Here is a 24459-nt window from a genome sequence, read left to right on the forward strand (position 1 = left end):
GTGCCCCCACCCCGGCCCTCTCCCCAAAGGGGCGAGGGAGATAAAGACCGCACCGTGCAGTCCCCTCTCCCCTGTGGGGAGAGGGTTAGGGTGAGGGGAAAAATTTTAGCGAATCACCTCATAAATGGCAGTCTGAATGGACTGCCATTTTTTCGTGGTGGCATCCGGCTGTGACTGCGCACGGCGTGTGGCCATGTCGAGATCGTGCTGCTGGCGTTTCACTACGGCAGGCACGGTGCAGAAGGCTTTGAGATACTCTTTACGTACCGAGGTAAGAGACTCGCCATTCGACATGGCGTGGCTGAGCGTGTTGATGAAGCGGCGGCACGGCTTCTCTTCCACCATGTTCTGCCGGTAGCGTAACATCAGCTCCAGCACATCGTCATAGCCTGCCGACATCGCCTCTTCAGTCCAGGACAGCTTCCAGTCCATACCGCCCTGCAAAAATAGCAGGGTCACGCGAGTATCGTTGCGGTTAATGGCCGAGCGGAAATTATTCTCGTCCCAGGTCACCCCCATACGCGTGAGCGTTTCACGCGAGGAAGGCGTCTCGCGCATTTCCTGCGCAGGAGCCGCTTCAGCCGCGCTGGCGGTCGCAGGCTGCGGTTTACTGCTGGTCACCAGCCAGAAGCCCCCCGCCACGATGGCAATCACCATGACGCCAACCGCCCCCCATAACGCTCCGGAAATAAGCTGCTCGCGTTGTTCGGGGCTACGCGGCGCGCGCTGGGTCGGCTTTTCAATGGTGTCACGAACTTCAAACAGATCTCCACCGGTGACCCGATCCATTTTCTGCGCCTTTTCCCAGAAGGTATGCAATTCGCTGGCATCTACCGCCATGAATCCGGCCGGATTGACGCGCGTTCTCCCCTCTTCAAACGCGCGTTGAACGGGCCGCGCGATCTGCGCGTAGTAGTTATCCAGCAGCTGAATTTGCGCCGAGCTTAACGTTTTCTGAACAGTGATGCTGTTGCGGATTTGCCGAATGTCATCGAGGAAGGTTTGCAGCGTTTTTCGCGGTTCAACCAGCAGCGTCAGCATGGACGGGTCGCTGAACAGCGAAGCGTAATAGCGGCTGAACTCTTTTTTATCCACCAGCATCTGTGCCAGCTCACTGAACATCATGCCGCTCAGGACATCGTTGATCTCGCCGAGTTTCAGCCAGCGCCGTACGCGGTCAGCGTTAAACAGAGTTTTCAGATGATTGTTCAGCCGCACCTGATCGGGCCAGGCCTGCTGGATGAGCCCTTTAATCATCAGCTCAATCGCGCGCACCTGCTTTTGCGCCTGCTGCTGCTGAAGTTCGCTTCCCGGTGCCAGGTCAGTGCTGTAGGTCAACAGCGGCTGCTGCAGGCGAAGATGTTCAAGTGCGGTCACAAACCGCATCGCCGCAATAAGCTGGTTTTCACTCACATCCTGTCCGCTTTCATACTGCGGAACGCGCTGCTGCAGCAGGCGCAGCTGGAGCGTAAATTCTGACATCTCGGCATCATTCAGGTTGAGTTTTTTCGCAACGGCTCCCCAGCCGCCCAGAGCTAATCGCGCGCTGTCGAGTTGTTCCAGGAACCAGCGTGGATCTTTGCCCTCAGAAGCATGTACATTCAGAAGAAGCAAAATTTCCACCGACGCATGGCGAATGACCGCCAGACAGTGTTCGAACTGTTCGCGAATATGATGTGATGTGCTGAGAGTCATTGTTTTCCTTAAGCGACAACGAAGACATCCGGAATGGGCACGAGACGGCTTTTTTCTTTTTATTTATACGCGGTTAACCATACCTGACTTTCTGTTGAAATAAAGTGACAACCCTAAAATCATTTAAAATGTTTCAGGAGAATCTGAATGCCGGTTTTAATTACCCCTCGCCTTACCTGTTCGCCCCTGCAGGAACAAGACTGGCCCTTTTTTCTGGCGCTACAGCAGCATCCCGACGTCATGCGCTTTGTGGCGGAAAACCGCCCCGTCGCGGCGATCCGCGAGGCATTTGATTCGCGCCTGACACCCTGGGTGCCAGGCAGCGCGCACTGGCTTTGTCTCGTCGTACGTGATACCGCCTCCCAGGCCCCGCTGGGCGTTACCGGGTATATTCATCGGGAGGAGGACTGCGCCGAAGTGGGCTTCCTTTTCGCACCCGAGGCGCAGGGGAAAGGTTACGGCTTTGAATCCCTGAAGGCGCTTTGCGATTACGCTTTTCATCAGGGCGGTATACGTCGACTCACTGCCACCGTCACCGCGGGGAATGTTGCTTCAGGACGCCTGCTGGAAAAAGCCCGCTTTCGCCTCGAAGGTGAATTACGCGAGAGCTATTACCTTGCGGGGCGCTGGCAAAATGACTGGCTATTTGGTTTATTACAGCAGGAATACCTGAATAATAATTCCTGATCAACAGCCATTTGGCGGATATTTCTCGGACGTCGTTTCCTCTACAGTGTCGCTATTAAGAGGAAACGAATATGAAAGGTCATGCGCTGAAAATATCTTCTGCCGCCATTGCGTTAATAAAAAAACATCAGGGTCTTTCTCTGGAGAAATATCGTGACGAACACGGATTATGGGTTATCGGTTATGGTCACGTGATCCGCGATCGGGCGCATTTTCACGGTCCCGTCACCCCTGCCGAGGCAGAAGATTTGCTGCATGAAGATATTCAGCTGTGCGAGACGCTGCTGCGGGAAAATGTGACAAGTCCATTAACCCAACAGCAGCATGATGCGCTGGTCATGATGATATTCAGTTTCGGAGAGATGTCTTCGCTCCCAAACGCGATTTTTCAGGCCGTCGCACGGGTATAGAACAGGGCTGCCTGCGTTCTGTTTTTCACGTCCAGCCGCCGGAAAAGCGCCTCAAGGTGCGCTTTTACCGTGGCCGCACTGATGTTGAGATTGCGTCCAATCTCTTTGTTTGACTCCCCCGCCGCCAGCAATTTCAACACGTCGCGCTGACGCTCGCTCAGGGATAATAACGCCTGAGGCGACGACGGCAGGCTGACCCATTCCCCGGGAAAACAGACCATCCCTCTGGACACCGAATCCAGCACGGCGGAAAACCGCTCGGGGTGGGCATTTCGGGGAATAATGGCCATGACGTTTCGCTGCCGCAATTGCTCAACCCATCTGGCCTCTTTTTTCGCCAAAACCAGAATCACGCGTATCGCCGGAAAGCGATGCACGATCGCTTCCAGCAAAGCGATCCCCTCGTCCTGGATTACACTCCCGTCAATCATGACGATAGCTGACGGCGAGGCGGAAACCTGGGCCCATAAATCGTCTGCCTGACAGGTCCCTGTCATATCTATTTCCGGAATTAACGTCTGAAGATTGTGCATCGCTCCGTGAATAAAGAGTGACTGCCTGTCAAACATGATTACTCGCATCGTTTTTCTCCCTCTGAAAATAGCGAAGGGGGATTCTACAGAGGGGTTATTTAAGAAAAAACTCAACAAATGGAGAGGTTACAAATCCCTCCGAGTTCTTCATATCTGTCCGTATTTAGACACATTCATATTAAGGATTTCCTTAAGAGGTTCCTTCCCCTTAAGCGCGTGCATCACAGGAACATACCGCCTGACACTTCAATACGTTGCGCATTCATCCAGCCCAGTTTATCGCTGAGCAGTGCCGCAATGGCATCGCCAATATCGTCCGGCAGCCCCACCCGCCCCAGCGCCGTCTGCGACGCCAGCATCTGATTAAGCTCCGCGTTGTCGCGCACGCGTCCGCCGCCAAAGTCAGTTTCTATCGCGCCCGGCGCAATAATATTGACGGCGATCCCGCGCGCCCCCAGCTCTTTCGCCTGATAACGCGTCAGTACTTCCATCGCCCCCTTCATGGCCGCGTAGGTCCCTGAGCCCGGCTGGGTAAAGCGGGCCAGCCCGCTGGAGACGTTGAGGATCCGTCCCCCGTCGTTAAGCAGCGGCAGCAGGCGCTGGGTCAGGAAGAAAGGTCCTTTGAAATGAATGTTCAGCGCCTCATCAAACTGGGCTTCCGTTGTGTCGGTATAGGGCGCATATAAACCCGTTCCGGCATTGTTCAATAAATAGTCAAATGTTTCACGCTGCCAGATGGTCTTAAGGGTTTTCTGAAGCTGTCGGGCAAAATTATCAAAACCAGTAATATCCCCGACGTTGAGCTGTAATGCCGCTGCGTTGACGCCTTTTTCCTGAATTTCATGCACAACTTCCAGCGCTTCCTGCTGGCTACGGTTGTATGTCAGGATGATTCCCGTGCCCTCTGCCGCCAGCTTTAACGCAGCGTTTTTACCCAGACCACGGCTACCGCCCGTCACTAATGTGATACGTTCACTCATCATAAACCTCGTTTTGGCTGTTAAGGAGATTGAGAAAGAGCTTATTAGGTGATAGAAAATCAATAAAGATGGGTTAAAACGCTTCACTGTTTCAGCGGCAACAACAATGAGCTTCCTCTATGGATAAAATTCACGCAATGCAGTTATTCGTTCGCGTCGCGGAACTGGAGAGTTTTTCCCGCGCGGCAGAAACATTAACCCTGCCGAAAGGCAGCGTTTCACGGCAAATTCAGGCCCTGGAAAACCGGCTTGGCACCCAGCTATTGCACCGCACCACGCGCCGCGTCAGCCTGACGCAGGACGGCATGGTCTATTACGAACGGGCAAAAGATCTGCTGGCAAACCTTGATGAACTCGACGGCATGTTTCAGCACGATCCCTCCAGCATCAGCGGCCGGCTCCGCGTGGATATGCCCGTCGGTGTTGCTCGAAATTTAGTCATACCCAAACTGCCCGCTTTTCTGCAGCACTATCCGGGCATTGAACTGGAACTCAGCAGCAGCGATCGTCTGGTGGATGTGATCCGTGAAGGGTTTGATTGCGTCGTCCGCGTCGGCACGCTGAAGGATTCAGGACTTATTGCCCGTCCGCTGGGCAAGCTGTCGGTGATTAACTGCGCCAGTCCGGATTATCTGGCGCGATTTGGCTACCCGGAAACGCTGGACGATTTAGGCTCACACGCCGTGATCCACTACGCCGCGATGCTGGGAACCCGCCCACAGGGCTTTGAGTTTTATAACGGCAGTGCGACGCAGTGGATAAAAACGGGCGGGGTGTTAACCGTCAACAGCACGGAAACTTACCAGGCTGCCTGTCTCGCCGGGTTGGGCATTATTCAGGTTCCGCGGGTTGGGGTGCGTGATTTACTGCGCGCGAAAAAACTGATTGAGATCCTCCCGCAATACCGGGCCGAACCGATGCCTGTCTCCCTGATTTACCCCCACCGCCGTAACCTCTCCCGCCGGGTACACCTGTTCATGGAATGGCTTACCGAACTCACAAAAGCTTACGTGGACTAGTCGCAAGCTATAATTCAATAACCTCCAGCTCAACGAAAAGGAAAATGCGCGTGACGCCGGAAAACAACCCGCAACGACCCACCCAACATTTAGAGTATGATCCCGTCAAAAAGATGGAAATCGGGCCCGAAGAGGCCACATCGCCAGGCACCGCCAGTAAAGCGCTGGGGACCGTCACCGGCATCGCCGCGAGAATTCAGCAGTTTCCGATGGTTGCGCATCTGGTACGCGCGACCGAGCGCTTTAATGACCGCATGGGAAACCAGTTTGGTGCCGCCATCACCTATTTTTCCTTCCTGTCGATGATCCCGATCCTGATGGTGTCGTTTGCGGCGGCCGGTTTTGTGCTCGCGTCGCACCCGACGCTGCTGCAGGATATCTTCAATAAGATCCTGAATAACGTCAGTGACCCGACCCTTGCCAGCACGCTCAAAAGCACCATCAATACCGCCGTTCAGCAGCGTACCACCGTCGGCATCGTCGGTTTGCTGATTGCCCTTTACTCCGGCGTTAACTGGATGGGCAACCTGCGCGAGGCCATTCGCGCCCAGTCGCGCGATGTCTGGGAGCGTAAGCCGCAGGACCAGGAGAAAATTTGGGTTAAGTATCTTCGCGATTTTGTTTCGCTGATTGGTCTGCTTGTCGCGCTCATCGTGACACTTTCCATTACCTCCGTGGCGGGCTCGGCGCAGCAGATGATCATCTCCGCGCTCTATCTTGATTACATCGAATGGCTGAAACCCGCCTGGCGCGGCATTGGACTGGCCATTTCCATCTTCGCCAATTACCTGCTGTTCTTCTGGATCTTCTGGCGCTTGCCCCGTCATCGTCCGCGCAAGAAGGCGCTTATCCGTGGCACATTGATTGCGGCGATCGGCTTTGAGGTGATCAAAATCGTGATGACCTATACCTTACCGTCACTGGTTAAATCCCCTTCCGGCGCGGCGTTTGGCTCGGTGCTGGGGCTGATGGCGTTCTTCTACTTCTTCGCGCGTTTAACCCTGTTCTGCGCGGCGTGGATTGCCACCGCCGAGTACAAAGACGACCCGCGAATGCCGGGCAAAACGCACCGGTAACCCCGCTCTCGGGCTGAAATTTCAGCCCGATTCATCATTTCAGCATATAAATCCAGTCCGTAACTTTTATTTAACCGAAAACCAGTTTAATTGACTAATATTTAAAATCCGTGAAGCATTTCATAGACGTGTTTTGGCTGGCCTGAAAATTATCCGCTTTTTGTTGCTTTTATCATCAGCGCGCGGCTTTGTTACAGATTGAAATGTCGCTTTTGCTGTGCGTAATATGGCCTTTCGTTCGACAAAAATAAGAAAATATTATGCAAGCAACAGCCACCACACTCGATTCAGGAACGGAAAACGTTCCGGTAAACTCGCGCAATAAAGTTGTCGTCGCATCGCTGATTGGCACCGCCATTGAGTTCTTCGACTTTTATATTTATGCCACCGCCGCGGTCATCGTCTTCCCGCATATTTTCTTCCCTCAGGGCGATCCGACGGCGGCCACGCTGCAGTCTCTGGCGACCTTTGCTATCGCGTTTGTTGCGCGTCCGATTGGCTCTGCGCTGTTTGGACACTTTGGCGATCGCATTGGCCGCAAAGTCACCCTGGTGGCCTCGCTGCTGACGATGGGCATCTCCACCGTGGCCATCGGTCTGCTGCCGACCTATGAAACCATCGGCATTCTGGCGCCGGTCCTGCTGGCGCTGGCGCGTTTTGGTCAGGGTCTGGGCCTTGGCGGTGAATGGGGCGGCGCGGCGCTGCTGGCTACCGAGAACGCCCCGGCGCGCAAGCGTGCGCTGTATGGCTCCTTCCCGCAGCTTGGCGCACCGATTGGCTTCTTCTTTGCCAACGGGACGTTCCTGCTGCTCTCCTGGCTGCTGACGGATGAGCAGTTCATGAGCTGGGGCTGGCGTATTCCGTTTATCTTCTCAGCCGTGCTGGTGCTGATTGGCCTGTATGTGCGTGTTTCTCTGCATGAGACTCCTGTTTTCGCGAAAGTGGCCGCGGCGAACAAGCAGGTGAAAGTGCCGCTGGGTACGCTGCTGACCAAACACGTCCGCGTGACCGTGCTGGGCACGTTTATCATGCTGGCAACCTATACGCTGTTCTACATCATGACCGTCTACTCCATGACGTTCAGTACCACCGCTGCGCCGGTTGGGCTGGGGCTGCCGCGTAACGAAGTGCTGTGGATGCTGATGATGGCGGTGATCGGGTTTGGTGTGATGGTACCGATTGCGGGTCTGCTGGCGGATAAATTCGGTCGTCGTGCGAGCATGATTACGATCACCACGCTGATCATTCTGTTTGCCCTGTTCGTCTTCCCGCCGCTGCTGGGTTCAGGAAGCCCGGCGCTGGTGATGGCCTATCTGCTGATTGGCCTGAGCCTGATGGGGCTGACCTTCGGTCCGATGGGCGCGCTGCTGCCTGAGCTGTTCCCGACGGAAGTGCGTTATACCGGAGCCTCTTTCTCTTATAACGTCTCGTCTATTCTGGGTGCGTCCGTGGCGCCGTATATCGCCACCTGGCTGCAGGCAAACTATGGTCTGTTCTATGTGGGGGTTTATCTGGCGGCCATGGCGGCGTTGACGCTGATTGCGCTGCTGCTGACGCACGAGACTAAGCACCAGGCTCTGTAATTCACTGCGGCCTGATGCCCTCACCCCGGCCCTCTCCCACAGGGAGAGGGAGAAAGAGAGCTACTTCTTCATCTGCGACAAAATAGTCCGGCACTGATTCGCTTCGCCTTCTGACGGCGAAATCAATGCCAGCAGCGCTGCGGCTGGGGTGACCAGCGTCGCAAGCGCCGCAGCCACCGCACCGCGCGCAATCAGCGGTCCGGGCTTCACGCCCGCCTGCGGATTTTTGAAGGTCCCGCGTACGTAAAGCGGCGAGCGCAGGGTGATGATACGGATCCCCTTACTTTCCGGGTCAATCGTCAAATCAAGCTGCTCCGAGGCCATGCTGGCGGTACCGGTCACGTTAATCACCGCGTTTTCCGTGTCGAAGGCAAAAATCTGCGGGCGCGCCACGCCGTTAACCAGATCCAGATTTGCCGCTGCGCAGTTCACCCGCACCTCATCATCACCGAAGATTTGCCCGATGACGTAGTTGCCCACGTTCAGCCCCAGGATCTCCATCAGGTTTCGGCTCACCAGCCCGTCGTTCATCAGCAGTTTCAGGTTACCATTGCCGCTGCCCAGCAGCGCCGCCACCGAGTTCCCCACGCCGCGAATGTCGGCATCGCCGTTCATTTCACCGAGGGTTTTCTGCATCAACTCAACGTTCGGCATCAGCTCTTTCAGCTTCAATCGACGCGCCTGGATCTCCGCCCGTCCCTGCATCGGCTTCTTATCGCCTTCCAGGTGAATGTTCGAGGAAATCGTCCCGCCCGCCATGCCAAACTTCAGTGGCTGCAGGCGCAGGTCGGCGTTTTTGAGGAGGATATGGGTCGAAAGATTGCTGATTGGCAGGGTACTGCCATGTTCAATTTTTCCACCTTTGAAGCGCACATCCGCATCCATCACGTTCCATTTGTCGGTTTCGAAGCGATCGTAAGGCAACACTTTGCCCGCAGGCTGAACGTCCTTCCTGACCTCTTTCGACTTTGTTCCTTTGCCCGAATCCACGCCAATCAGCGGACCAAGGTCGGCCAGACGCAGCTGACGGGACTCGACATCCCCTTCCAGTTTCGGGCGCGGTTTTCCGGTGGTGTAGGTCAGCGTGCCGTGGATGTCGCTGTCGCCGATCCGGCCGTTAAAATCCCGGTAGTCAAAAACGGACGATTTTTCGGTATCGATTTTGGCGACCAGATGCCCGTCCGTTTCGAACGGCGGGGTATCCGGCAGCAGTACACCGGTCAGTTCATAGAGTTCACCCAGCGAATCACCGGCGAATTTGAGTTGAAGATCGACGCCCCCCATATTCATCGGGTCGTTAACCGTCCCCACAAACGCCACGCGGGTGTTACCGGAACGGAAGTCCGCCTGCACCGGGAACGGCGTGCCTTCGCTCCGTAGCGCCAGCATGCCGCCGATTTTCCCTTTACCGCTGAGAGGCTGATCGTTGTAGCGTCCTTTTGCCGTCAGGCCGAAGACATAGTCACCTACGCTTGCCGCGTCACCTTTTTCCTTCGTGCCCGTGACCTCGCTAAACGGCAGCGGTTTGCCCAGCGGATCGACCAGGATCTCCACATCCGCCTTGCTGACATTATCGTCTATGGCGATCCGCCCGCGATCAAAGAGAATATTGTCGAGTCGGAATGACCAGGAAGAAGGCTGGGCATTCGGATCTTTTTCGCTGGTGCTGGCAAGGTTAAACGTCCAGTTGTTGTTTTTTTCTGAGAGTCGGATCAGGCGCGCATCGGGCTGCTGAAGTTTGATCCACGGCAGATAGACCGTTTTGGTGAAGAGCGCCAGCGGAGCCAGCGTGGCCTCAACGCGTGGCAGGTGGATCATCGTGACGTCCGGGATATCCGGCGGGTTGCCGAGAATGATGTCGTCGGCATGGACGTGTGGCCAGGGGATCCAGCTTCGCCAGCCGGGCTCCTCTTTCTGACGCTCCCATACCACCCCTAAATCACCGCGTATGGCGAAGGGGCGGTTCAGTTCGGTTGAGACTTTCTGGTTGATGGTCGGCTTGAGACGGTTCCAGTCAAACGTCGCAATAATGATGCCGACGACCACGATCAACAACAAGAAAATCCCTGCTGTCCAGGAGATTACCCTGGTTGTTCTTGTCATTTTTATCCCCTTTCCTGATGATCTGTCCTGTAAAACTATAGTTCAGACAAAGGGAAGCGGGCTTATCAGAGGGTCGTTATAACGTTATCGAGGCGATCCATCGGTACCGGGCGAGAGAGGTAATAGCCTTGCGCCGCCGCTGCGGGAGAGTTTTGCACATCACGCCACTCTTCCAGTGTTTCCACACCTTCAACAATCACACCCTGGCAATAGCGGTTCATCAGCTGCAATAACAGCGTAAACAGATTCCGCCCTTCCGGGGTCTGACGCAGCATAATGAACAGATCGCGGGCCACTTTAATGTAGTCGTAGCGCACTTCACTCAGGGCGGAGAAGTTCGCCATGCCGGTGCCAAAGTCATCCAGCCACAGCGGGCCATATTCGCATATCGAAGCAAACGAGGAATCCTGCGGCAGACGGACATGCTCCACCAGCTCAAAACGCATCCACGGCAGGGTGGCGATCAGCTCCTGCAATGTCGCGTTCTGGCGCAGCGCCAGCAGGGTTGGGCCATCGACGTTGACCGAGGCGAGGATATCGTGCTGTTCGAAAAAGGAGTGCTTCGTCGCCAGCATACGAAGCTGCTCTTCCAGCACATCCAGACGCTGGCGAACGGCAACTTCGGCAAAATAGCGATCCGGCGCGATGCGCTGAGTAGGGTTTGAGGGGTGCGTAACGACGGTCAAAATTTCAATTGCCATCAGTCGACCATCTGTTCGGTAGATCGGCTGATAGGTGTACGCACGCTCACATTGCAGCCAGTAGCGATGCTCCTGCAAGTTCTCAATACTTGCCTCAGGCGTAGTGCTCAGCCGCTGGATAACCTGCTCTGACTTCATTTCAGATGTCCTGTTGTTGGGATAGCCTTTCTGGACTCGTCACAGGATTATCGGCGCGACAATTGAGAACTTTATGTTCAATTCACCGGGAAAATGAAATTAAGATGACAGAAATGCGCGGGAACACGCGCTGGCTCAAATAAAATAATGGAACGTTGTTTTAATATAGTTGACCGGTTAATTCACTCAGCGCACACTGCTGATAATTCTTCTGTTCAGGTTCACGACTATGTCCAAAAAAATTGCCGTGATTGGCGAATGCATGATTGAGCTGTCACAAAAAGGCGCGGAAGTCAGCCGCGGATTTGGTGGCGATACGTTAAACACGTCCGTTTATATTGCCCGTCAGGTTGCGCCTGACGCGCTCACCGTGAACTACGTTACCGCTCTGGGTACGGACAGCTTCAGCCAGCAAATGCTGGAGGCCTGGCAGAGTGAACATGTTGAGACATCGCTGATCCAGCGTATGGAAAACCGCCTCCCGGGGCTTTATTACATCGAAACCGACAGCACCGGCGAACGCACGTTTTATTACTGGCGTAACGAAGCCGCGGCCAAATTCTGGCTGGAGAGCGACGCGGCCACGGCCATCTGCGAAGCGCTGGCGACATTTGACTATCTCTATCTGAGCGGCATTAGCCTGGCGATTTTAAGCCCCGCCAGCCGAGAAAAACTGCTCTCGCTGCTGCGCGAATGCCGTGCAAACGGCGGTAAGGTTATTTTCGATAACAACTACCGTCCGCGCCTGTGGGCCAGCCGTGAAGAGACGCAGCAGGTCTATCAACAGATGCTGCAGTGCACCGACATCGCCTTCCTGACGCTCGACGATGAAGACGCTCTGTGGGGTCAGATACCGGTTGATGAGGTGATTGCACGCACGCAGGCGGCTGGCGTGAGTGAAGTGGTGATTAAGCGCGGTGCGGATTCGTGCCTGGTCGCGGTTGCGGGTGAAGCGCTGGTTGACGTTCCGGCGGTGAAGCTTGCCAAAGAGAAAGTGATTGATACCACGGCGGCAGGTGATTCATTCAGCGCGGGCTATCTGGCGGTACGCCTGACGGGTGGAACGCCGGAAGCGGCGGCACAGCGTGGGCACCTGACGGCCAGCACGGTGATTCAGTATCGCGGGGCGATTATTCCGCGCGAGGCGATGCCTGTATAACCCCTCACCCTAACCCTCTCCCCAAAGGGGAGAGGGGACGATGAACACCCTCTCCCCTTTGGGGAGAGGGCCGGGGTGAGGGGGTTACTGCCCCTGCGGAATATCCGTCGCGTCGGGATGTAAATCATCAGCCGTGGCGGCCTGCGCTGGCTGCGGTGCGGTAGCCATAATGGAATCCCAGGTCGTCTGAAGTTCCTTCATGTCATATTCCGGCTCGCCCTTCGGTTGCAGGAGGATCAACGCCATCTCCTGCGACAGCTGCTGACGGAGGTCCTGATTGAGCATATCGACGGTCAGACCGTTCAGGAAGTCCTGACGAAGCTTCTGGTACTGTTCCGGCGCAATGTCCACCACCTGATTCTGCAGGGAGCGAATACGCTGGCTGATCAGAATGTCGGTATCGGCGCGAGCGTAGGTCGCAAACAGCTTCTGCAGCTCGAGTTTTTTCTGCGCCACGAGAGCGTTGAATTCCTCTTCGGAAAGCCCCTCTTTACGCACTTTTGCCAGCTCTTTCGCGACCACGCCCAGATTGGCATTCAGCTTATCGCCCGGCGATTCAACGTTAATGGCACATTGCGCACGCTGGAACAGCACGCGACAGTCAAAGCCAAGGCCGATATTCTTCACGTTGTTCTTACTCAGCGTCTGCTGAACGTGCCAGAACAGCGCTTCACGCGCCAGATCGGCACGCCAGTAGCGCAACATCGCCGCGGACTCACGGATTGGCTGCCAGGCGTTATCCCACATGACGGAGAGGCGATCCTGACGCACGGCGTCGGTCATAATGCTAACAGGCTCTGCACGCAGCGGAGAGAGCGTTGGGACAGGGGCTGGCGTTTCACGCTTGCCTTTCAAATCACCAAACGCTTTGTTGATCTGCTCCACCACCGCGCGGCTGTCCACGTTACCCACCACAATCAGCGTCATCGCGTCCGGTGTGTACCACTTCTGGTAGAACGATTTTACCTGTTCGGCGTCCACCGGCTGTTTCAGCGGTTCAGCCGGATCGTGTCCCAGCAACGTCGAGCCCTTCAGGCGGTAACGCCACCAGCCCTCTTTGGTATCCCCAGGCCAGGTCGCCACCATATCGCTGTTGCTCAGCGCATAGTTGACGGTGTCCGGCGTAATCGCCAGATTACCAGAGGCATCAGAGAGATACGTAAGCGCTTCTTTAAGCAGGTCGTTACGGTTATTAGGCAGGCTCAGGTTAAACATGGTGTAGTCATACGAGACAACAGCCGGGGGAAGTGGGCGTTTCGGATCGATGGCCTGTTGCCAAAGCGAACGCACCTGAACCGCTTGCAAGCTGCCGCTCTGCGTGAGCGCCAGCCGGGGAATAAAATGGCTAAAACCGGTTTGCTGAGTGCTTTCCGTGAGGGAACCGGTATTAATGGACAGACGGATTTCAATACGGTCGCTGGGACGTTGCGGAGTGGCTAAAACCTGCCACTGAAAACCATTCGCTAATGTCCCTTGTTGCCAGGCCGGGTCTGGCTGGAGCGCATCTGCCTGCACATAACTGGCTGCTGCTATCATCAGCAAACCGCCGGTTAAGAGTCGAATTTTTGTGCCCTGCATGTGAACCCCTGATCAACATTCCTGGTTAAAAAAGAGTGTTTCGCAACGCGCTTCACTCTTAAAGATGACGATGAAAACACGTCGATTAGACCGCGCGTTCGGCAAAACGTCACGGTCAGAAGTGAAATATACCCAAAAAAAATCTTGTCGAATTATGACAGGTACGAACAGTTATTATGCGCAGGAGCCCGCATCCCGACAAGGGAATACGGGCATTTGTGACAAGATTAAGAGGATAAGCCAGGATTTTTGCTGTCAGTGGAACGATTATTCAGAGTATCGTCGAGCTTTTTGTGATCCAGCTCTTTCACCCATTTCGCCACCACCACCGTTGCCACGCCGTTACCCACCAGGTTGGTTAACGCACGGGCCTCTGACATGAAGCGGTCAATACCGAGAATCAACGCCAGACCCGCCACCGGCAGATGACCCACAGCGGAAATGGTGGCAGCCAGCACGATAAAGCCACTGCCCGTCACGCCTGCCGCGCCTTTAGAGGAGAGCAGGAGCACCACCAGCAGGGTAATCTGATGGAAAATATCCATATGGCTGTTGGTCGCCTGAGCGATAAACACGGCCGCCATCGTCAGGTATATCGAGGTGCCATCCAGGTTAAAGGAGTAGCCCGTCGGGATCACCAGCCCGACCACCGATTTACGGCACCCCAGCTTTTCCATCTTGTCGAGCATACGCGGCAGCGCCGATTCTGAAGAGGAGGTCCCAAGAACAATCAGCAGCTCTTCGCGGATGTAACGGATAAATTTGAAGATGTTGAAGCCTGTCGCGCGGGCGATGGACCCCAGCACCACGACCACGAAAAGGATACAGGTGATATAGAAGCAGATAATCAGCTGACCCAATTGCACCAGCGTACCGACGCCATACTTACCGATGGTGAAAGCCATCGCACCGAAGGCACCGATCGGTGCCAGGCGCATGATCATATTGATGATGCCGAAGATGACCTGCGAGAAGCTTTCGATCACATTAAAGATCAGCTGGCCTTTGCTGCCCAGACGGTGCAGGGCAAAGCCAAACAACACGGCGAACAGCAGCACCTGCAGGATGTTTCCGCTGGCGAACGCGCCAATGACGCTGCCCGGTATCACGTCCAGCAGGAAGGCCACCACGCCCTGGTCCTTCGCCTGCTCGGCATACATCGCGACCGCTTTGGCATCCAGCGTTGACGGGTCTACGTTCATCCCCGCACCTGGCTGCACCACGTTGACGATGATCAGACCGATAATCAGCGCAAGGGTACTGACCACTTCAAAATAGAGAAGCGCCACTGCACCGGTACGACCTACCGCCTTCATGCTTTCCATGCCAGCGATGCCCGTCACCACGGTACAGAAGATCACCGGAGCGATGACCATTTTGATGAGCTTAACGAACGCGTCGCCAAGCGGTTTCATTTGCGCGCCCAGTTCAGGGTAATAGTGACCCAGCAGAATACCGATGGCGATGGCTGTCAGGACCTGGAAATAAAGACTTTTGAAGAGTGAGGTTTTCATAAGGTGTCCTTGGGAAGAAAAACCACAGGCTTTGTAAGGTTATGGTTAACCTGCGGCTTTAAAATAACACCCACATAACAGGACAGAAATAAACTCAGTTCAAATTTGAAACACAAATGTTAAGAACTTTGAGCTGGCTCGCACAAGCCAGCAACAAAATTACACTTTTACGTGGTTGTCAGCGCCAGAAAGGTATCGTTGTTCAAAGACATCCGAAGGAACAGCAGGGGCAAAAAGGAAGCCTTGCCCGCTCTCCACGCCCGCCTCTGCCAGCCAGGCGCGTTGCGCTTCGGTTTCAATCCCTTCGGCAATAAGATGCAGGTTGAGACTGCGCGCCATCTGGATAATCGCCTGCACCATGCTGCTGTCGCCCGGCAGGCCGTCGACAAACGCTTTGTCAATTTTGAGCACATCCACTGGAAGGGTTTTCATGTGCTGAAGCTGGCGCAGCCCGGCGTAGCCCATACCAAAATCGTCCAGCGCAATGCGAATCCCGGCATTACGCAGCGGTTTCAGGATCGCGACCGCCTCGTTGGGATCGTCAATGCGTCGGCTCTCCGTCACTTCCAGAGTTAACGTATCCGGCTTGATTCGGTAACGATGGATCAGCTCCAGCATCTCTGAAACCATGGTCGGGTGCATAAGCTGCAGGGCAGACAAATTGACCGACAGCGGCAACATCACGCCGCGCTCCTGCCAGGCCGCAAGCTGACGGCAGGACTCCTCCAGCACCCAGTAGCCGACGGTAACCATCAGGCCGCAGGACTCAATGCGCTCAATTAGCCCTTCCGGCAGTTCCCACGAACCATCCGGCTGCTGCAGACGCAGCAGCGCCTCGGCGCTTTTCACTTCTCCCGTCAGCAAATTCACCTGCGGCTGTAGCCAGAGGGCAAACTGGCGGTTATCCAGCGCGGTCAGGATGTCGCTTTCTTCCGTCAGGCGCTGCTGCGCCTTTTCCATCTGCTCCGGGTCGAAGAACTGGATCTGATTTTTCCCTTTGCGCCGGGCGGTAAACGCCGCCGAGAACGCGCGACGATAAAGCTGTTCCGCCGTTAAATCACCATAGTACATGGCGATACCGATGCTGGCGCTTGGACGAAGCTGGATACCCTGAATGGGCAACCGCTCATTAATGACAGTGAGTACTTGCTGACCTAATGTGATCGCATGCCAGGGTTCTTTTACGCCATTGGCAATCACCACCAGGTCGTAACCGCTGACCTGAGTCAGCACCATGCGCGGGGCAAGGACAGACTTCACTTTTTCCACCAGGGTCAGCAGCAGCATTTCGCGCTGGCTCTCCTTGAGCACGCCAGCCGTGTCCTGCAGGGTTTCACAGGCGATTGCCATCAGCGCCGTGGTTTGCTGACGGGCAACGGTCTGCTCCAGCATCGCCATCAGGAACGCTTTATTGGGAAGCTCCGACACCGGGAAGCGCGTGGCGCTGCTGTTTAACTCATCCTGCTGACGCTGGATGCGCTGCTGGTTGAGGTTGTAGCTGCGCACCAGCATACCTATCTCATCGTCATGATGCAGACGCGGCAGCTCAAGCTGATGTCCCATCTGATCCTGCGGCGCAAGCGTATTCAGCTCGCGGGCGATACGGCGCAGCGGATGAACAATCAGCCGGTTAATGCACCAGGTGAGCGCCACGCTGAGGATCAGCGTCATAAGTAAGCAAGTGGTCACTAACGTAACCACCCAGCTCATGACGAATTTATACATGCGGTAGGAGTCCGCCTGTAATACCAGGTAGGCCAGCGGCTGCGGATTCGCAGGGCGTTCGAGTGAATAGACGGGTAGAGAAATCTGCACCGGCAGTTCAAACAGGCGCATCACCATCATCGGGACGGGACGCTCCGGGATAAAGCTCATCCGCAGCGCCTGAAACTGGTTAGGCAAGACGACATCGGCGCGGCTAACAACGCCGGCAGGCTGAATGCGTTTTAAAATGGTTTCCGCTTCGGGAATATCCCCTTTCAGGATAGAGGCAGAAAGCGGGCCACGTACCGAGCGGGCGATACTTTCTAACTGCGAAGCCGTGTTATAGCGATTTTGCTGTACGGAATGAAACAGCAAAATTACGCAGAAGAGCAGTACAAACAGCATGGTGACGGCAGAGACCATCGCCATCTGTTTGATTGTTAAGGAACGGCTGACACGCAAAATGACTCTCCACAAAACTCGAAGCGCAGGGCGCGCCAGGGTGTAAACCTGGCGCGCCTGAGTATACCCGATTGCCGCGCTATTAAGAGAGACTTACAAATGGATTAAGGAAAATCCGATTACCAGTCCGCGTACGGGATGAGCGGCTGCGGCGGTAAGTCCATATCGCCCTGCCAGCCTGCAGCAGAGTAACGCACATAGATCAGCGCATGGCTTGGGGTATAGTCTTTCGCTTGCTGGATATCCACGCCCATGCCCACAAACCAGTTGGATGTTACGCGGCGTTCGATAATGGCCCGCGCGGTATAACCCGTGCCTGAGGAGCTGCTGCCGGTTTCCATCACGCCCCGGTCAGTATAGCGGTCTGGCTCATCGGTCGGGATCAGATTCTGGATCGGGTAGCGCAGCTCGTCTTTGGTTTTGGAGTGAGACCAGGACACCGATCCACCCAGCTCCCAGGACCAGTTCTCCGTGCGTTTACGCCAGGTCACCGGCAGTGCGAAGGAGACATACTCCTGCGGGCTGTAGTAGCCGCCCTGACCCAGGGTATAACCGCTCAGGTCTTTGTCGTAGTGCCAGAGCATATTGGAGACGCCGACCGTCAGGCGCTCATTGTTTTTATTAATGAGCTTGTAGTAGTAACCCGTCATCCAGCGGACGCGCCAGTTATCTTCCACATTTTTACCCGTCAGCGTTTCCGCGTTCAGGCTTGACCAGACGCCGTTCGCTTCCCCTTTGTCATAGCTCAGGCTTACGCCGCCACCGGTGGCACGTACGCCGCCCCAGGTGGTGCCGGTGTTGGTATCTTTTTGCCCGGCAAAGGCCAGCAGAGAGCTGGAGATTGGGCGGCGATGGGCGTTAACGGTATAGCCAACAGGCCCCAGGTCGCTGCTGTAGCTGATGCCCCCCACCACGTCGACGACGTCAAAGCCCATTGGCGTGGTGCCAATATCCATCGCCCAGGTTTTATTCTGCCAGCCGACGGCAACGCTTGCGCCATTGTCGGACTGATGGGTATTACCGCTACACGGTGTTTCGTAGCAGGTTCCCCATTTAGGATCGTAAGTCCCGTTATTGTTATCAAATGAACCGGCGTCCATGTTGACCAGATCGCTTCTGAAGAACATGCGTCCGTCAGAGAGCGGGGCATCCACCTGCAGCATAGTGGTATGCGCTTTCAGATCGGAATAGCCGCCCGTGCCGCTGGAGCCCCAGTAATCGTGCTGCAGCGTGACGTTAACATCCTGCTGACGGTACAAATCACCGGCATCACTGCGCACGCCGCGCTTCAGCCAGTCGTCCTTTTCATCGTTACGCGTCAGACGGGTGAAACTGTCGTTGTCGGCCGGACGGGTCGTCGTGACGCCGGACGACACCATCGCATCTTTATAGGTTTCCAGCGCCTGCTGAGGCTGCCCGTTTTGCGCCTGGAAACGCGCGGCATCACGTAACACCAGTGCGTTTTCCATGGAGCCGGGCTGCGATTTAGCCTGCGGAATGATTTTGTTGAAGGTCTGTTCTGCGGCAGCGGAATCGCCCAGACCTGCCTGCGCCATCGCGATCCGGCGCTGCATGTTGAGCGACAGCGGCTGGCCGTTTTGCGCGGCGGGCAGTTTCGCCAGCTCTGCGCGCGCGGCATCTTTGTTACCCTGTGCACTATAAATCTCGGTCAGGCCGAGGATCGCGTCTTCGTTCTGCGGTTCACGCTGCAGAACAGCGTTGTACGACGTTTTCGCCGACGCCAGATCGCCACGCTGCTGCGCCCAGTCCGCCAGCGTCAGGTCGATGCGGGTGGAGGTCGGCTGCTGACGCAGAAGGTTTTCCGCCTCCTGCTCTTTGCCGCTGTCGCGTAGACGGTTGGCAGTTTCCAGCACCTGGTTGCTTTGCAGGCGGTCGGCAAGTTCCTGAATATTGCCGTTCCACTGGCTGCGCGGCAGCGTGTCCAGATGCGCCAGCGCGGCGCGGTCCTGATCGTTTCCGGAAAGATAGAGCCCGTTGGCATATACCTGATCCGGGTCTGACGGTTTCTGGCTGGCAAGCTGACGCATCAGGGTATCCGCCTGGCTGCGCTGACCCGCGCTGTAGAGATCGCGCGAGAGACGATAGGTTATCCACACGTCGCCGGGAGAGAGCGCAAGACGACGGCGCTGAATGTCTGCCGCCTGAGCATATTTCCCCTGATTCTCCAGCTGTTCTGCCTGGGCGGAGAGCTGCTCGTTGGTCAGGCTACGTTCAATATCATCAATGCTCCGGCGCTGGCTGGCGGAGAGAGACTGGATAAACTGCGAGGCCTTCTCCGGGGACTGCGCGCGGTAAATATTGGCCAGGCCGCGGACCGCATTGCTGTTGCCGCTGTCCATACGCAGCGCCTGGCGATAATAACGTTCCGCCGCGTCGTTATCTTTACGCGCCGCGGCGGCATCGCCCAGCCCCAGCACAGCATAACTGTCGGTATTGTCGGTACTGCGTGCCTGCTGATAGTAACGCTCCGCCTGCGCCGGGTTATTCGCCTTCAGCGCCGCATCGCCCTGCTGGATCAGCAGCCAGTAACGGTTAACCTTCAGTAAACTGTCCCATTTACCCCGGTTATCGCTCTGGGGATCGAGGGCAATCGCCTTTTCAAACTGTGCCACCGCGCGGGCGCGATCGCCTTTCTGGGAATAGGCCTGGCCAAGGGCGCCCACTGCTTCACTGTCGGCATGGTTGGCGCTGACGGCTTTTTGCAGCTCAGCCACCGCCTTACTCCCCTGCCCGGCATCCACCGCCGCCAGCCCTTCCGCTTTCGCGCGGAACGCCGGGTCAGCGAGCTGTTTTTGCTGTGCTTCAAGCTGGGCACGCGCCGCCGCGACGCTATCACCGTCGCTGAATACGCTCAGGTATTTTTGCAGCGCGCTGACGCTGGCGCTGCTGGCAGGCTGGCCTTTGATTTGGTCATACCACATATCTGACGCCTGGCTGCGCCCGTTGGTAGATTTGGCCATCTCCTGCAACACCGCAAAGCCTTCATCACGGCGTCCGCTCTGGAACAAAAGCTGGGACAGCGTCGTCTGCAGCTGTGTATTTCCGGGGCTGCTGGTATTTATTTTCTTGAGCTGGTTAATGGCTGCATTCCGGCGAGCAGGGTCTTTCGCCACGACGTTCCAGTATTCAGTCGCCACGTCGCCGCCCGGCGGGTTGCCGTCAAACAGCTTGTCATAGGCGGCAATCGCCTCCTGCGTGTGTCCCGTGGTGGCGAGTAATCGCGCCTGCTGGAGCTGCTGGCGGCCATCCGGCGTGGAAAGCAGCATCGTGTTGCGTGATGACTGGTACGCACCCGATCCCGGCGCGATCCCTTTCAGACGATCCAGCTCTTTTTGCGCGCCGGCGTTATCGCCCTGGCGCAGCAGGTAGCGAAAGCGTGCGGCAATGACGTCAGGGTTGTTCGGGTCAATCAGCTCAAGACGATAGAGCGACTGACGAACCAAATCCTCACGCTGTGTCGATTCGCCCAGCCGAACCTGCTCCAGCAGCTGTTTCTGCTGCGGAGAGTTGGCGGCCTCAGCCAGCGGCATCAGTGCCAGGCCAAGCGATAAAGTGAGTAGATTTACTGTGAACTTGCGCATTCCTGGCCCCAATCCGGTATTAATTCACCTTGAGCGGTGAAGCGAAAACGATGCTGATCCCATCCTTGCCCAAAGAGAGTCAGCACGTAGCTGTAATAAGCATTGTTATCGGGAAAATGGTCCGCAACGCGCTGGCGCTGAACCGCCTGGGCATCACGTTGTTGTAAAAACGGCAGCATGGCGGCAGAGAACCCGACCGGACCATTGCCGGTGCGTTTACCCGTCGCCACATCCACTTTCTCCGGCGGCACACCCCGTTTCATTGTCTTTGCCGCCATCGGCTGGAAGCGCGTCAGCAACCGGGTTTTATGAGGATCTTTATCACTCATCATTCCCACCCAGAGATAAACGCGGATGGCGTCGTAGCCGCCCACCAGCGTCTTATCCTGCTGTAACCGCCAGCCTCTGGTTTTCTGATACTGCACCCAGTCCGGCGAAAAACCTTTCGGCGCACTCTCCAGCAGCAGGCGCAAATTGGTTTCACGAAGCTGGGTCCACGGGGCACCAAAACGCGTGAAATAACTCGCTAACTGCGGAGGTAGATAACTGGGGTTAAAGCGCCAGACGTGTTCATCGGCAAAACCGACTTTACCAGGAAGCAGCATTGCGCCGAGCCCCGGCACTTTCACCACTTCCTCGCTGTCAATGCGTTTCAGCAGTGCCTTACCCGTGCGGGTATAGTCCGGATGTTTCCACAACCGACCCGCTTCGAGCAGAGACCATGCAATCCAGACATCGGCGTCAGAGGCGGAATTAGTATCAATCACCGCCCACGTTTCTTTATCTTTCTGACCCCATAGCCAGGCAGGCAGATGGTCGTTGAGATTACCGCTGGCAAGATTATCGCGCGTCCACGTCAGAAGCTGGTCAAACGCGTTGCGATCGTTCGCCGCCAGGGCAAAGAACAAGGCGTAGCTTTGCCCTTCCGACGTCGTAATTTTGCGCGTGTCACTGGGATCAACGACGCGCCCGCCCTCACTGATGTAATCCTTTTTAAACTGCTCCCAGGCAGGCCAGGTACAGGCGGCGCGAAGAGGAAGCGCCGCCAGCATCAACGCTGCTAATGCACACCAGCGAAAGGCTTTCATCTCATCTTACTCATCCGGGTTCAGGCGACGACGGCTGATGATACGCAGCAGACGCCACAGCACCCATGCCAGCAAGACCACACTGACCGCAGCCAGGATGGCGAGCAGAACCGGATGATTCGCCATCGCATACCACAGGTGTTCGAACCACGGCAGATGGCCCACGTAGTACACATCGCCTACGCGCAGGCTATTGACGCCGGACTCACGGATCACCGACACGGAACCAAACATCGCGGCACGTTTACCGCTGTCGTTCATGGCCGTATTGAGCAGTTCATACCCGCGCGGGCTGTCCGCCAGGAGAGCCACCACGCTACGCTGGTCGTTGTAAGGGGACTGGAAGCCCACCACCGCGGCCATTGCCCCCTGAGACGTTACCGTCGTCTGCGCGCTGGCCTGACGATCGTTCTCATCCGGCATAATGCTCGGGAACTCGGTCTGGCGCAGCGGCGTGTTAACCCAGGACTGGGCCGCTTTCACCAGCAGATCGATACGTTTGTCATCTTTCAGCTTATCCGGAATGGTACCGATCACCATGATGTCAGCATCTTTGTTCTGGATCTGGCTGCCATCGTCCGTCAACGTGACGTTAATCACCGGTAATCCCGTCTGTCCCCCAACAGTCGCCATGGTGTCCAGCAGGGTCGTGACCTGCCCTTCGTTTGGCGCTTTTGGCATCACCACAATGGACTCAGAGAGATCGGCCATGCGGCTGAACGGGAAGCCCGCGTTAGCAAAGGCACGCAGATCCGGCATCGCCAGGAAGTGATAGTACTTCGAGAAGTCGATGGTCGACTCATCGCCAATCACGACGTGGTTCTGTACGGGCTGGAAGGTGATGCAGTTCTCCGCCGAACCGCCAGGTATCGGGTTCATGTACTGGAAGTCAAAGCGCAGCTGGTTTATCGCGCCAAGCTTCAGTGCCGGGATAGAAACATCCGTTTTACCGTCCAGCAGACCTTGCAACACCGGCAGGCGAAGCATCAGGCGGTTAGAATCCTGCGTGCTTTGCAGGCTGAAAGATTGCAGGAACTGGTTGTTCAGGCTGATATCCATGCGCGAGCTGTCTTTGGTCGCTGGCGCGGTATAACGGTAGTTCAGATTGATATCAATGCCGTTGGTACGCAGCAGGTACAGATCCGGCGGCAGATTCATTGAGAGGCTAATTGGCGCGGGCTCAAGCCCCGACGCCTGCAGCTGTTCTTCATAGGTTTTCAGCTCGCCAAATGTCACCGCACGGTCGGTACGCACCCAGTTTGGCGCATCATAAGGTTTACGCGCCAGCAGCGGTTTGACCTCATCCACCACCACGCTGTTGCCACGGAAAAGGACGTTGCCCTGGGCAATCGCTTTTGCGGCCTGCACCAGATCTTTATCATCACGACCAAAGACCACCAGCAGCTTCACATACGGGTTTTCCGGGTGGTTTATCATCTCAACGGTCGGCGCTTTGACCTCCGGATGATCGCGCAGGAAGGCCGGGCGTTTCGCGTTGGTCGCAAACACAATGGCATTTCTGTCCGGCAGTTTGTCATACATTGCCGGGAAGCTCTGACCACGCCAGCCGGCACGTGAACCAAACCAGGATGCCACAATGGTGGCAGCCAGCTGCTCGGTCACGTCCGGGGACGACGCAAACACAATCGGCAGCGTGAGCGGACGGTTATCACGCGGATCAAAGAACGGAACCGGGAATGCAGAGAGATCGTTTTTCAGCGCCAGCGACTGGTAGGTCATCTGCAGCGAGGAGTTACGTCCGACGTCCATCCACAGCGTGCTACTGGCAGGATTTCCGCAGACATCGCGGTAGTGACCAATAAACTCCAGACGGATACGGTTAAAGTCGGTGATGAACAGCGGGTTGATCGGCACCTGCGCCTGGGTTTTCTTACCCAGTTGCTCTTTGGTGACCGGCAGAACGTCCATCAGCTCGTCATTCAGGTAGACCTTAAGTTGAGACTCCGTCGGCAACAGCGACGGTGACGGGGTGTATTCAAGGTTCAGCACCGCATGAGAGACGACCTCATCGCTGCGCATGCCAAATTCAATACCGCCGTTAGGGTTGATGCCACTCAGCACCATACTGCCCGGAGGCGGCGCAATTTGCGCGAAGGTCAGCTTCACGTCCCGTGACGGCGCATTGTCCGCGACGATGGGCGCATTCGCCCCCCGGACGCCCGGCATCACCTGCCCGATGACCTGCCCATCTGCCGGCAGGGTGTTCCCCTCCGTTGGCTGGTTCGGAATAATGTTTTCTGTTTGACCAGGTGCCGCGGTGACAACCGGATCGGTTGCTTGCGCGACGACAGGTACCGTTGGCGCAGGCGTTGCCGCTGCGTTACCAGGAGCTGCGTTAGCCATTGTTGCGGGGAGGACATTCATCCCCATTGCCACTGCACATAACCAGGAAAGTTTTGTTTTCAT

At 56.2% G+C, this 24459-nt stretch carries 17 protein-coding genes; 6 read left to right on the top strand and 11 right to left on the bottom strand.

All coding sequences use genetic code 11. From position 1 onward, the window contains the following. Positions 1-105 precede the first annotated feature (105 nt). Positions 106-1695, bottom strand: a complete 1590-nt coding sequence (locus tag FU672_RS21235; protein WP_148244717.1) for an STY4199 family HEPN domain-containing protein — start codon at positions 1693-1695, stop codon at positions 106-108. 147 nt (positions 1696-1842) lie between these two features. Between FU672_RS21235 and FU672_RS21240 the strand changes: the two genes are divergently transcribed. Continuing rightward, positions 1843-2382: a GNAT family N-acetyltransferase gene (locus FU672_RS21240; protein WP_148244718.1), complete on the top strand. Its 540-nt coding sequence runs from the start codon at positions 1843-1845 to the stop codon at positions 2380-2382. Positions 2383-2453: 71 nt separating this feature from the next. Then, positions 2454-2792, top strand: coding sequence for a lysozyme (locus FU672_RS21245; protein ID WP_148244719.1), 339 nt, complete (start codon positions 2454-2456; stop codon positions 2790-2792). On the opposite strand, the gene FU672_RS21250 is transcribed toward FU672_RS21245, so the two are convergent. Both FU672_RS21250 and FU672_RS21255 read right to left on the bottom strand, forming a co-directional pair. After that, positions 2771-3373 carry a helix-turn-helix transcriptional regulator gene (locus FU672_RS21250; RefSeq protein WP_148244720.1) on the bottom strand — a complete coding sequence of 201 codons (603 nt, stop codon included), beginning with the start codon at positions 3371-3373 and terminating at the stop codon, positions 2771-2773. The two genes, FU672_RS21245 and FU672_RS21250, sit on opposite strands and share 22 nt — an antisense overlap. Before the next feature lie 173 nt (positions 3374-3546). Next, positions 3547-4305, bottom strand: a complete 759-nt coding sequence (locus FU672_RS21255) for an SDR family NAD(P)-dependent oxidoreductase (RefSeq protein WP_148244738.1) — start codon at positions 4303-4305, stop codon at positions 3547-3549. Positions 4306-4424: 119 nt separating this feature from the next. On the opposite strand from FU672_RS21255, the gene FU672_RS21260 reads away from it, so the two are divergent. The 3 genes from FU672_RS21260 to FU672_RS21270 all read left to right on the top strand — a co-directional run bounded on the left by FU672_RS21260 (position 4425) and on the right by FU672_RS21270 (position 7983). Further along, complete coding sequence (locus FU672_RS21260; protein WP_045404754.1) at positions 4425-5324, top strand: LysR family transcriptional regulator; 900 nt, start codon at positions 4425-4427, stop codon at positions 5322-5324. A gap of 50 nt (positions 5325-5374) precedes the next feature. Beyond that, the gene (gene yhjD, locus FU672_RS21265) at positions 5375-6400 is read left to right on the top strand and encodes an inner membrane protein YhjD (RefSeq protein ID WP_148244721.1); all 1026 of its coding nucleotides are present in this window, start codon (positions 5375-5377) and stop codon (positions 6398-6400) included. A 260-nt stretch (positions 6401-6660) separates the two neighbouring features. Further along, positions 6661-7983: an MFS transporter gene (locus FU672_RS21270; RefSeq protein WP_063144297.1), complete on the top strand. Its 1323-nt coding sequence runs from the start codon at positions 6661-6663 to the stop codon at positions 7981-7983. 60 nt (positions 7984-8043) lie between these two features. Here FU672_RS21270 and FU672_RS21275 read toward each other — a convergent pair whose 3' ends face one another. Together FU672_RS21275 and pdeH are read right to left on the bottom strand one after the other, a co-directional pair. Continuing rightward, positions 8044-10086, bottom strand: coding sequence for an AsmA family protein (locus FU672_RS21275; protein WP_148244722.1), 2043 nt, complete (start codon positions 10084-10086; stop codon positions 8044-8046). A gap of 65 nt (positions 10087-10151) precedes the next feature. After that, the gene (pdeH, locus tag FU672_RS21280) at positions 10152-10925 is read right to left on the bottom strand and encodes a cyclic-guanylate-specific phosphodiesterase (RefSeq protein ID WP_148244723.1); all 774 of its coding nucleotides are present in this window, start codon (positions 10923-10925) and stop codon (positions 10152-10154) included. 229 nt (positions 10926-11154) lie between these two features. Here pdeH and kdgK point away from each other — a divergent pair, with 229 nt between their 5' ends. Continuing rightward, positions 11155-12084: a 2-dehydro-3-deoxygluconokinase gene (gene kdgK, locus FU672_RS21285; protein ID WP_148244724.1), complete on the top strand. Its 930-nt coding sequence runs from the start codon at positions 11155-11157 to the stop codon at positions 12082-12084. Between the two features lie 84 nt (positions 12085-12168). Here the strand turns inward: kdgK and FU672_RS21290 are convergent, their stop codons facing one another. From FU672_RS21290 to bcsB, 6 genes are all read right to left on the bottom strand, one after another. Next, entirely contained in the window at positions 12169-13662 is a 1494-nt protein-coding gene (locus tag FU672_RS21290) for a M16 family metallopeptidase (RefSeq protein ID WP_148244725.1), read from the bottom strand. A gap of 227 nt (positions 13663-13889) precedes the next feature. Further along, positions 13890-15176 (bottom strand): dicarboxylate/amino acid:cation symporter, encoded by a 1287-nt coding sequence (locus tag FU672_RS21295; protein WP_148244726.1) that lies wholly within the window; start codon positions 15174-15176, stop codon positions 13890-13892. Positions 15177-15335: 159 nt separating this feature from the next. Continuing rightward, positions 15336-17342 carry a biofilm formation regulator HmsP gene (gene hmsP / locus FU672_RS21300; protein WP_148244727.1) on the bottom strand — a complete coding sequence of 669 codons (2007 nt, stop codon included), beginning with the start codon at positions 17340-17342 and terminating at the stop codon, positions 15336-15338. A gap of 119 nt (positions 17343-17461) precedes the next feature. Continuing rightward, positions 17462-20944 (bottom strand): cellulose synthase complex outer membrane protein BcsC, encoded by a 3483-nt coding sequence (gene bcsC / locus FU672_RS21305; RefSeq protein WP_148244728.1) that lies wholly within the window; start codon positions 20942-20944, stop codon positions 17462-17464. Next, on the bottom strand, positions 20926-22032 hold the full coding sequence (bcsZ, locus tag FU672_RS21310) for a cellulose synthase complex periplasmic endoglucanase BcsZ (RefSeq protein WP_148244729.1): 1107 nt from the start codon (positions 22030-22032) through the stop codon (positions 20926-20928). The genes bcsC and bcsZ overlap by 19 nt, the downstream gene beginning before the upstream one ends. A 6-nt stretch (positions 22033-22038) precedes the next feature. Further along, positions 22039-24459: a cellulose biosynthesis cyclic di-GMP-binding regulatory protein BcsB gene (gene bcsB, locus FU672_RS21315; RefSeq protein WP_148244730.1), complete on the bottom strand. Its 2421-nt coding sequence runs from the start codon at positions 24457-24459 to the stop codon at positions 22039-22041.

Origin of the sequence: Enterobacter asburiae (genome assembly GCF_008080435.1) — a bacterium.
GTDB lineage: Bacteria > Pseudomonadota > Gammaproteobacteria > Enterobacterales > Enterobacteriaceae > Enterobacter > Enterobacter asburiae_C.

Excerpts from the sequence above, each read along its gene's own strand:
- kdgK (WP_148244724.1), top strand. The coding sequence starts at position 11,155 with ATGTCCAAAAAAATTGCCGTGATTGGCGAATGCATGATTGAGCTGTCA.
- FU672_RS21245 (WP_148244719.1), top strand. The coding sequence starts at position 2,454 with ATGAAAGGTCATGCGCTGAAAATATCTTCTGCCGCCATTGCGTTAATA.
- FU672_RS21295 (WP_148244726.1), bottom strand. The coding sequence starts at position 15,176 with ATGAAAACCTCACTCTTCAAAAGTCTTTATTTCCAGGTCCTGACAGCC.
- FU672_RS21235 (WP_148244717.1), bottom strand. The coding sequence starts at position 1,695 with ATGACTCTCAGCACATCACATCATATTCGCGAACAGTTCGAACACTGT.
- FU672_RS21260 (WP_045404754.1), top strand. The coding sequence starts at position 4,425 with ATGGATAAAATTCACGCAATGCAGTTATTCGTTCGCGTCGCGGAACTG.
- FU672_RS21275 (WP_148244722.1), bottom strand. The coding sequence starts at position 10,086 with ATGACAAGAACAACCAGGGTAATCTCCTGGACAGCAGGGATTTTCTTG.
- FU672_RS21255 (WP_148244738.1), bottom strand. The coding sequence starts at position 4,305 with ATGAGTGAACGTATCACATTAGTGACGGGCGGTAGCCGTGGTCTGGGT.
- FU672_RS21270 (WP_063144297.1), top strand. The coding sequence starts at position 6,661 with ATGCAAGCAACAGCCACCACACTCGATTCAGGAACGGAAAACGTTCCG.
- FU672_RS21250 (WP_148244720.1), bottom strand. The coding sequence starts at position 3,373 with ATGCGAGTAATCATGTTTGACAGGCAGTCACTCTTTATTCACGGAGCG.
- FU672_RS21240 (WP_148244718.1), top strand. The coding sequence starts at position 1,843 with ATGCCGGTTTTAATTACCCCTCGCCTTACCTGTTCGCCCCTGCAGGAA.
- FU672_RS21290 (WP_148244725.1), bottom strand. The coding sequence starts at position 13,662 with ATGCAGGGCACAAAAATTCGACTCTTAACCGGCGGTTTGCTGATGATA.
- pdeH (WP_148244723.1), bottom strand. The coding sequence starts at position 10,925 with ATGAAGTCAGAGCAGGTTATCCAGCGGCTGAGCACTACGCCTGAGGCA.
- bcsB (WP_148244730.1), bottom strand. The coding sequence starts at position 24,459 with ATGAAAACAAAACTTTCCTGGTTATGTGCAGTGGCAATGGGGATGAAT.
- bcsZ (WP_148244729.1), bottom strand. The coding sequence starts at position 22,032 with ATGAAAGCCTTTCGCTGGTGTGCATTAGCAGCGTTGATGCTGGCGGCG.
- bcsC (WP_148244728.1), bottom strand. The coding sequence starts at position 20,944 with ATGCGCAAGTTCACAGTAAATCTACTCACTTTATCGCTTGGCCTGGCA.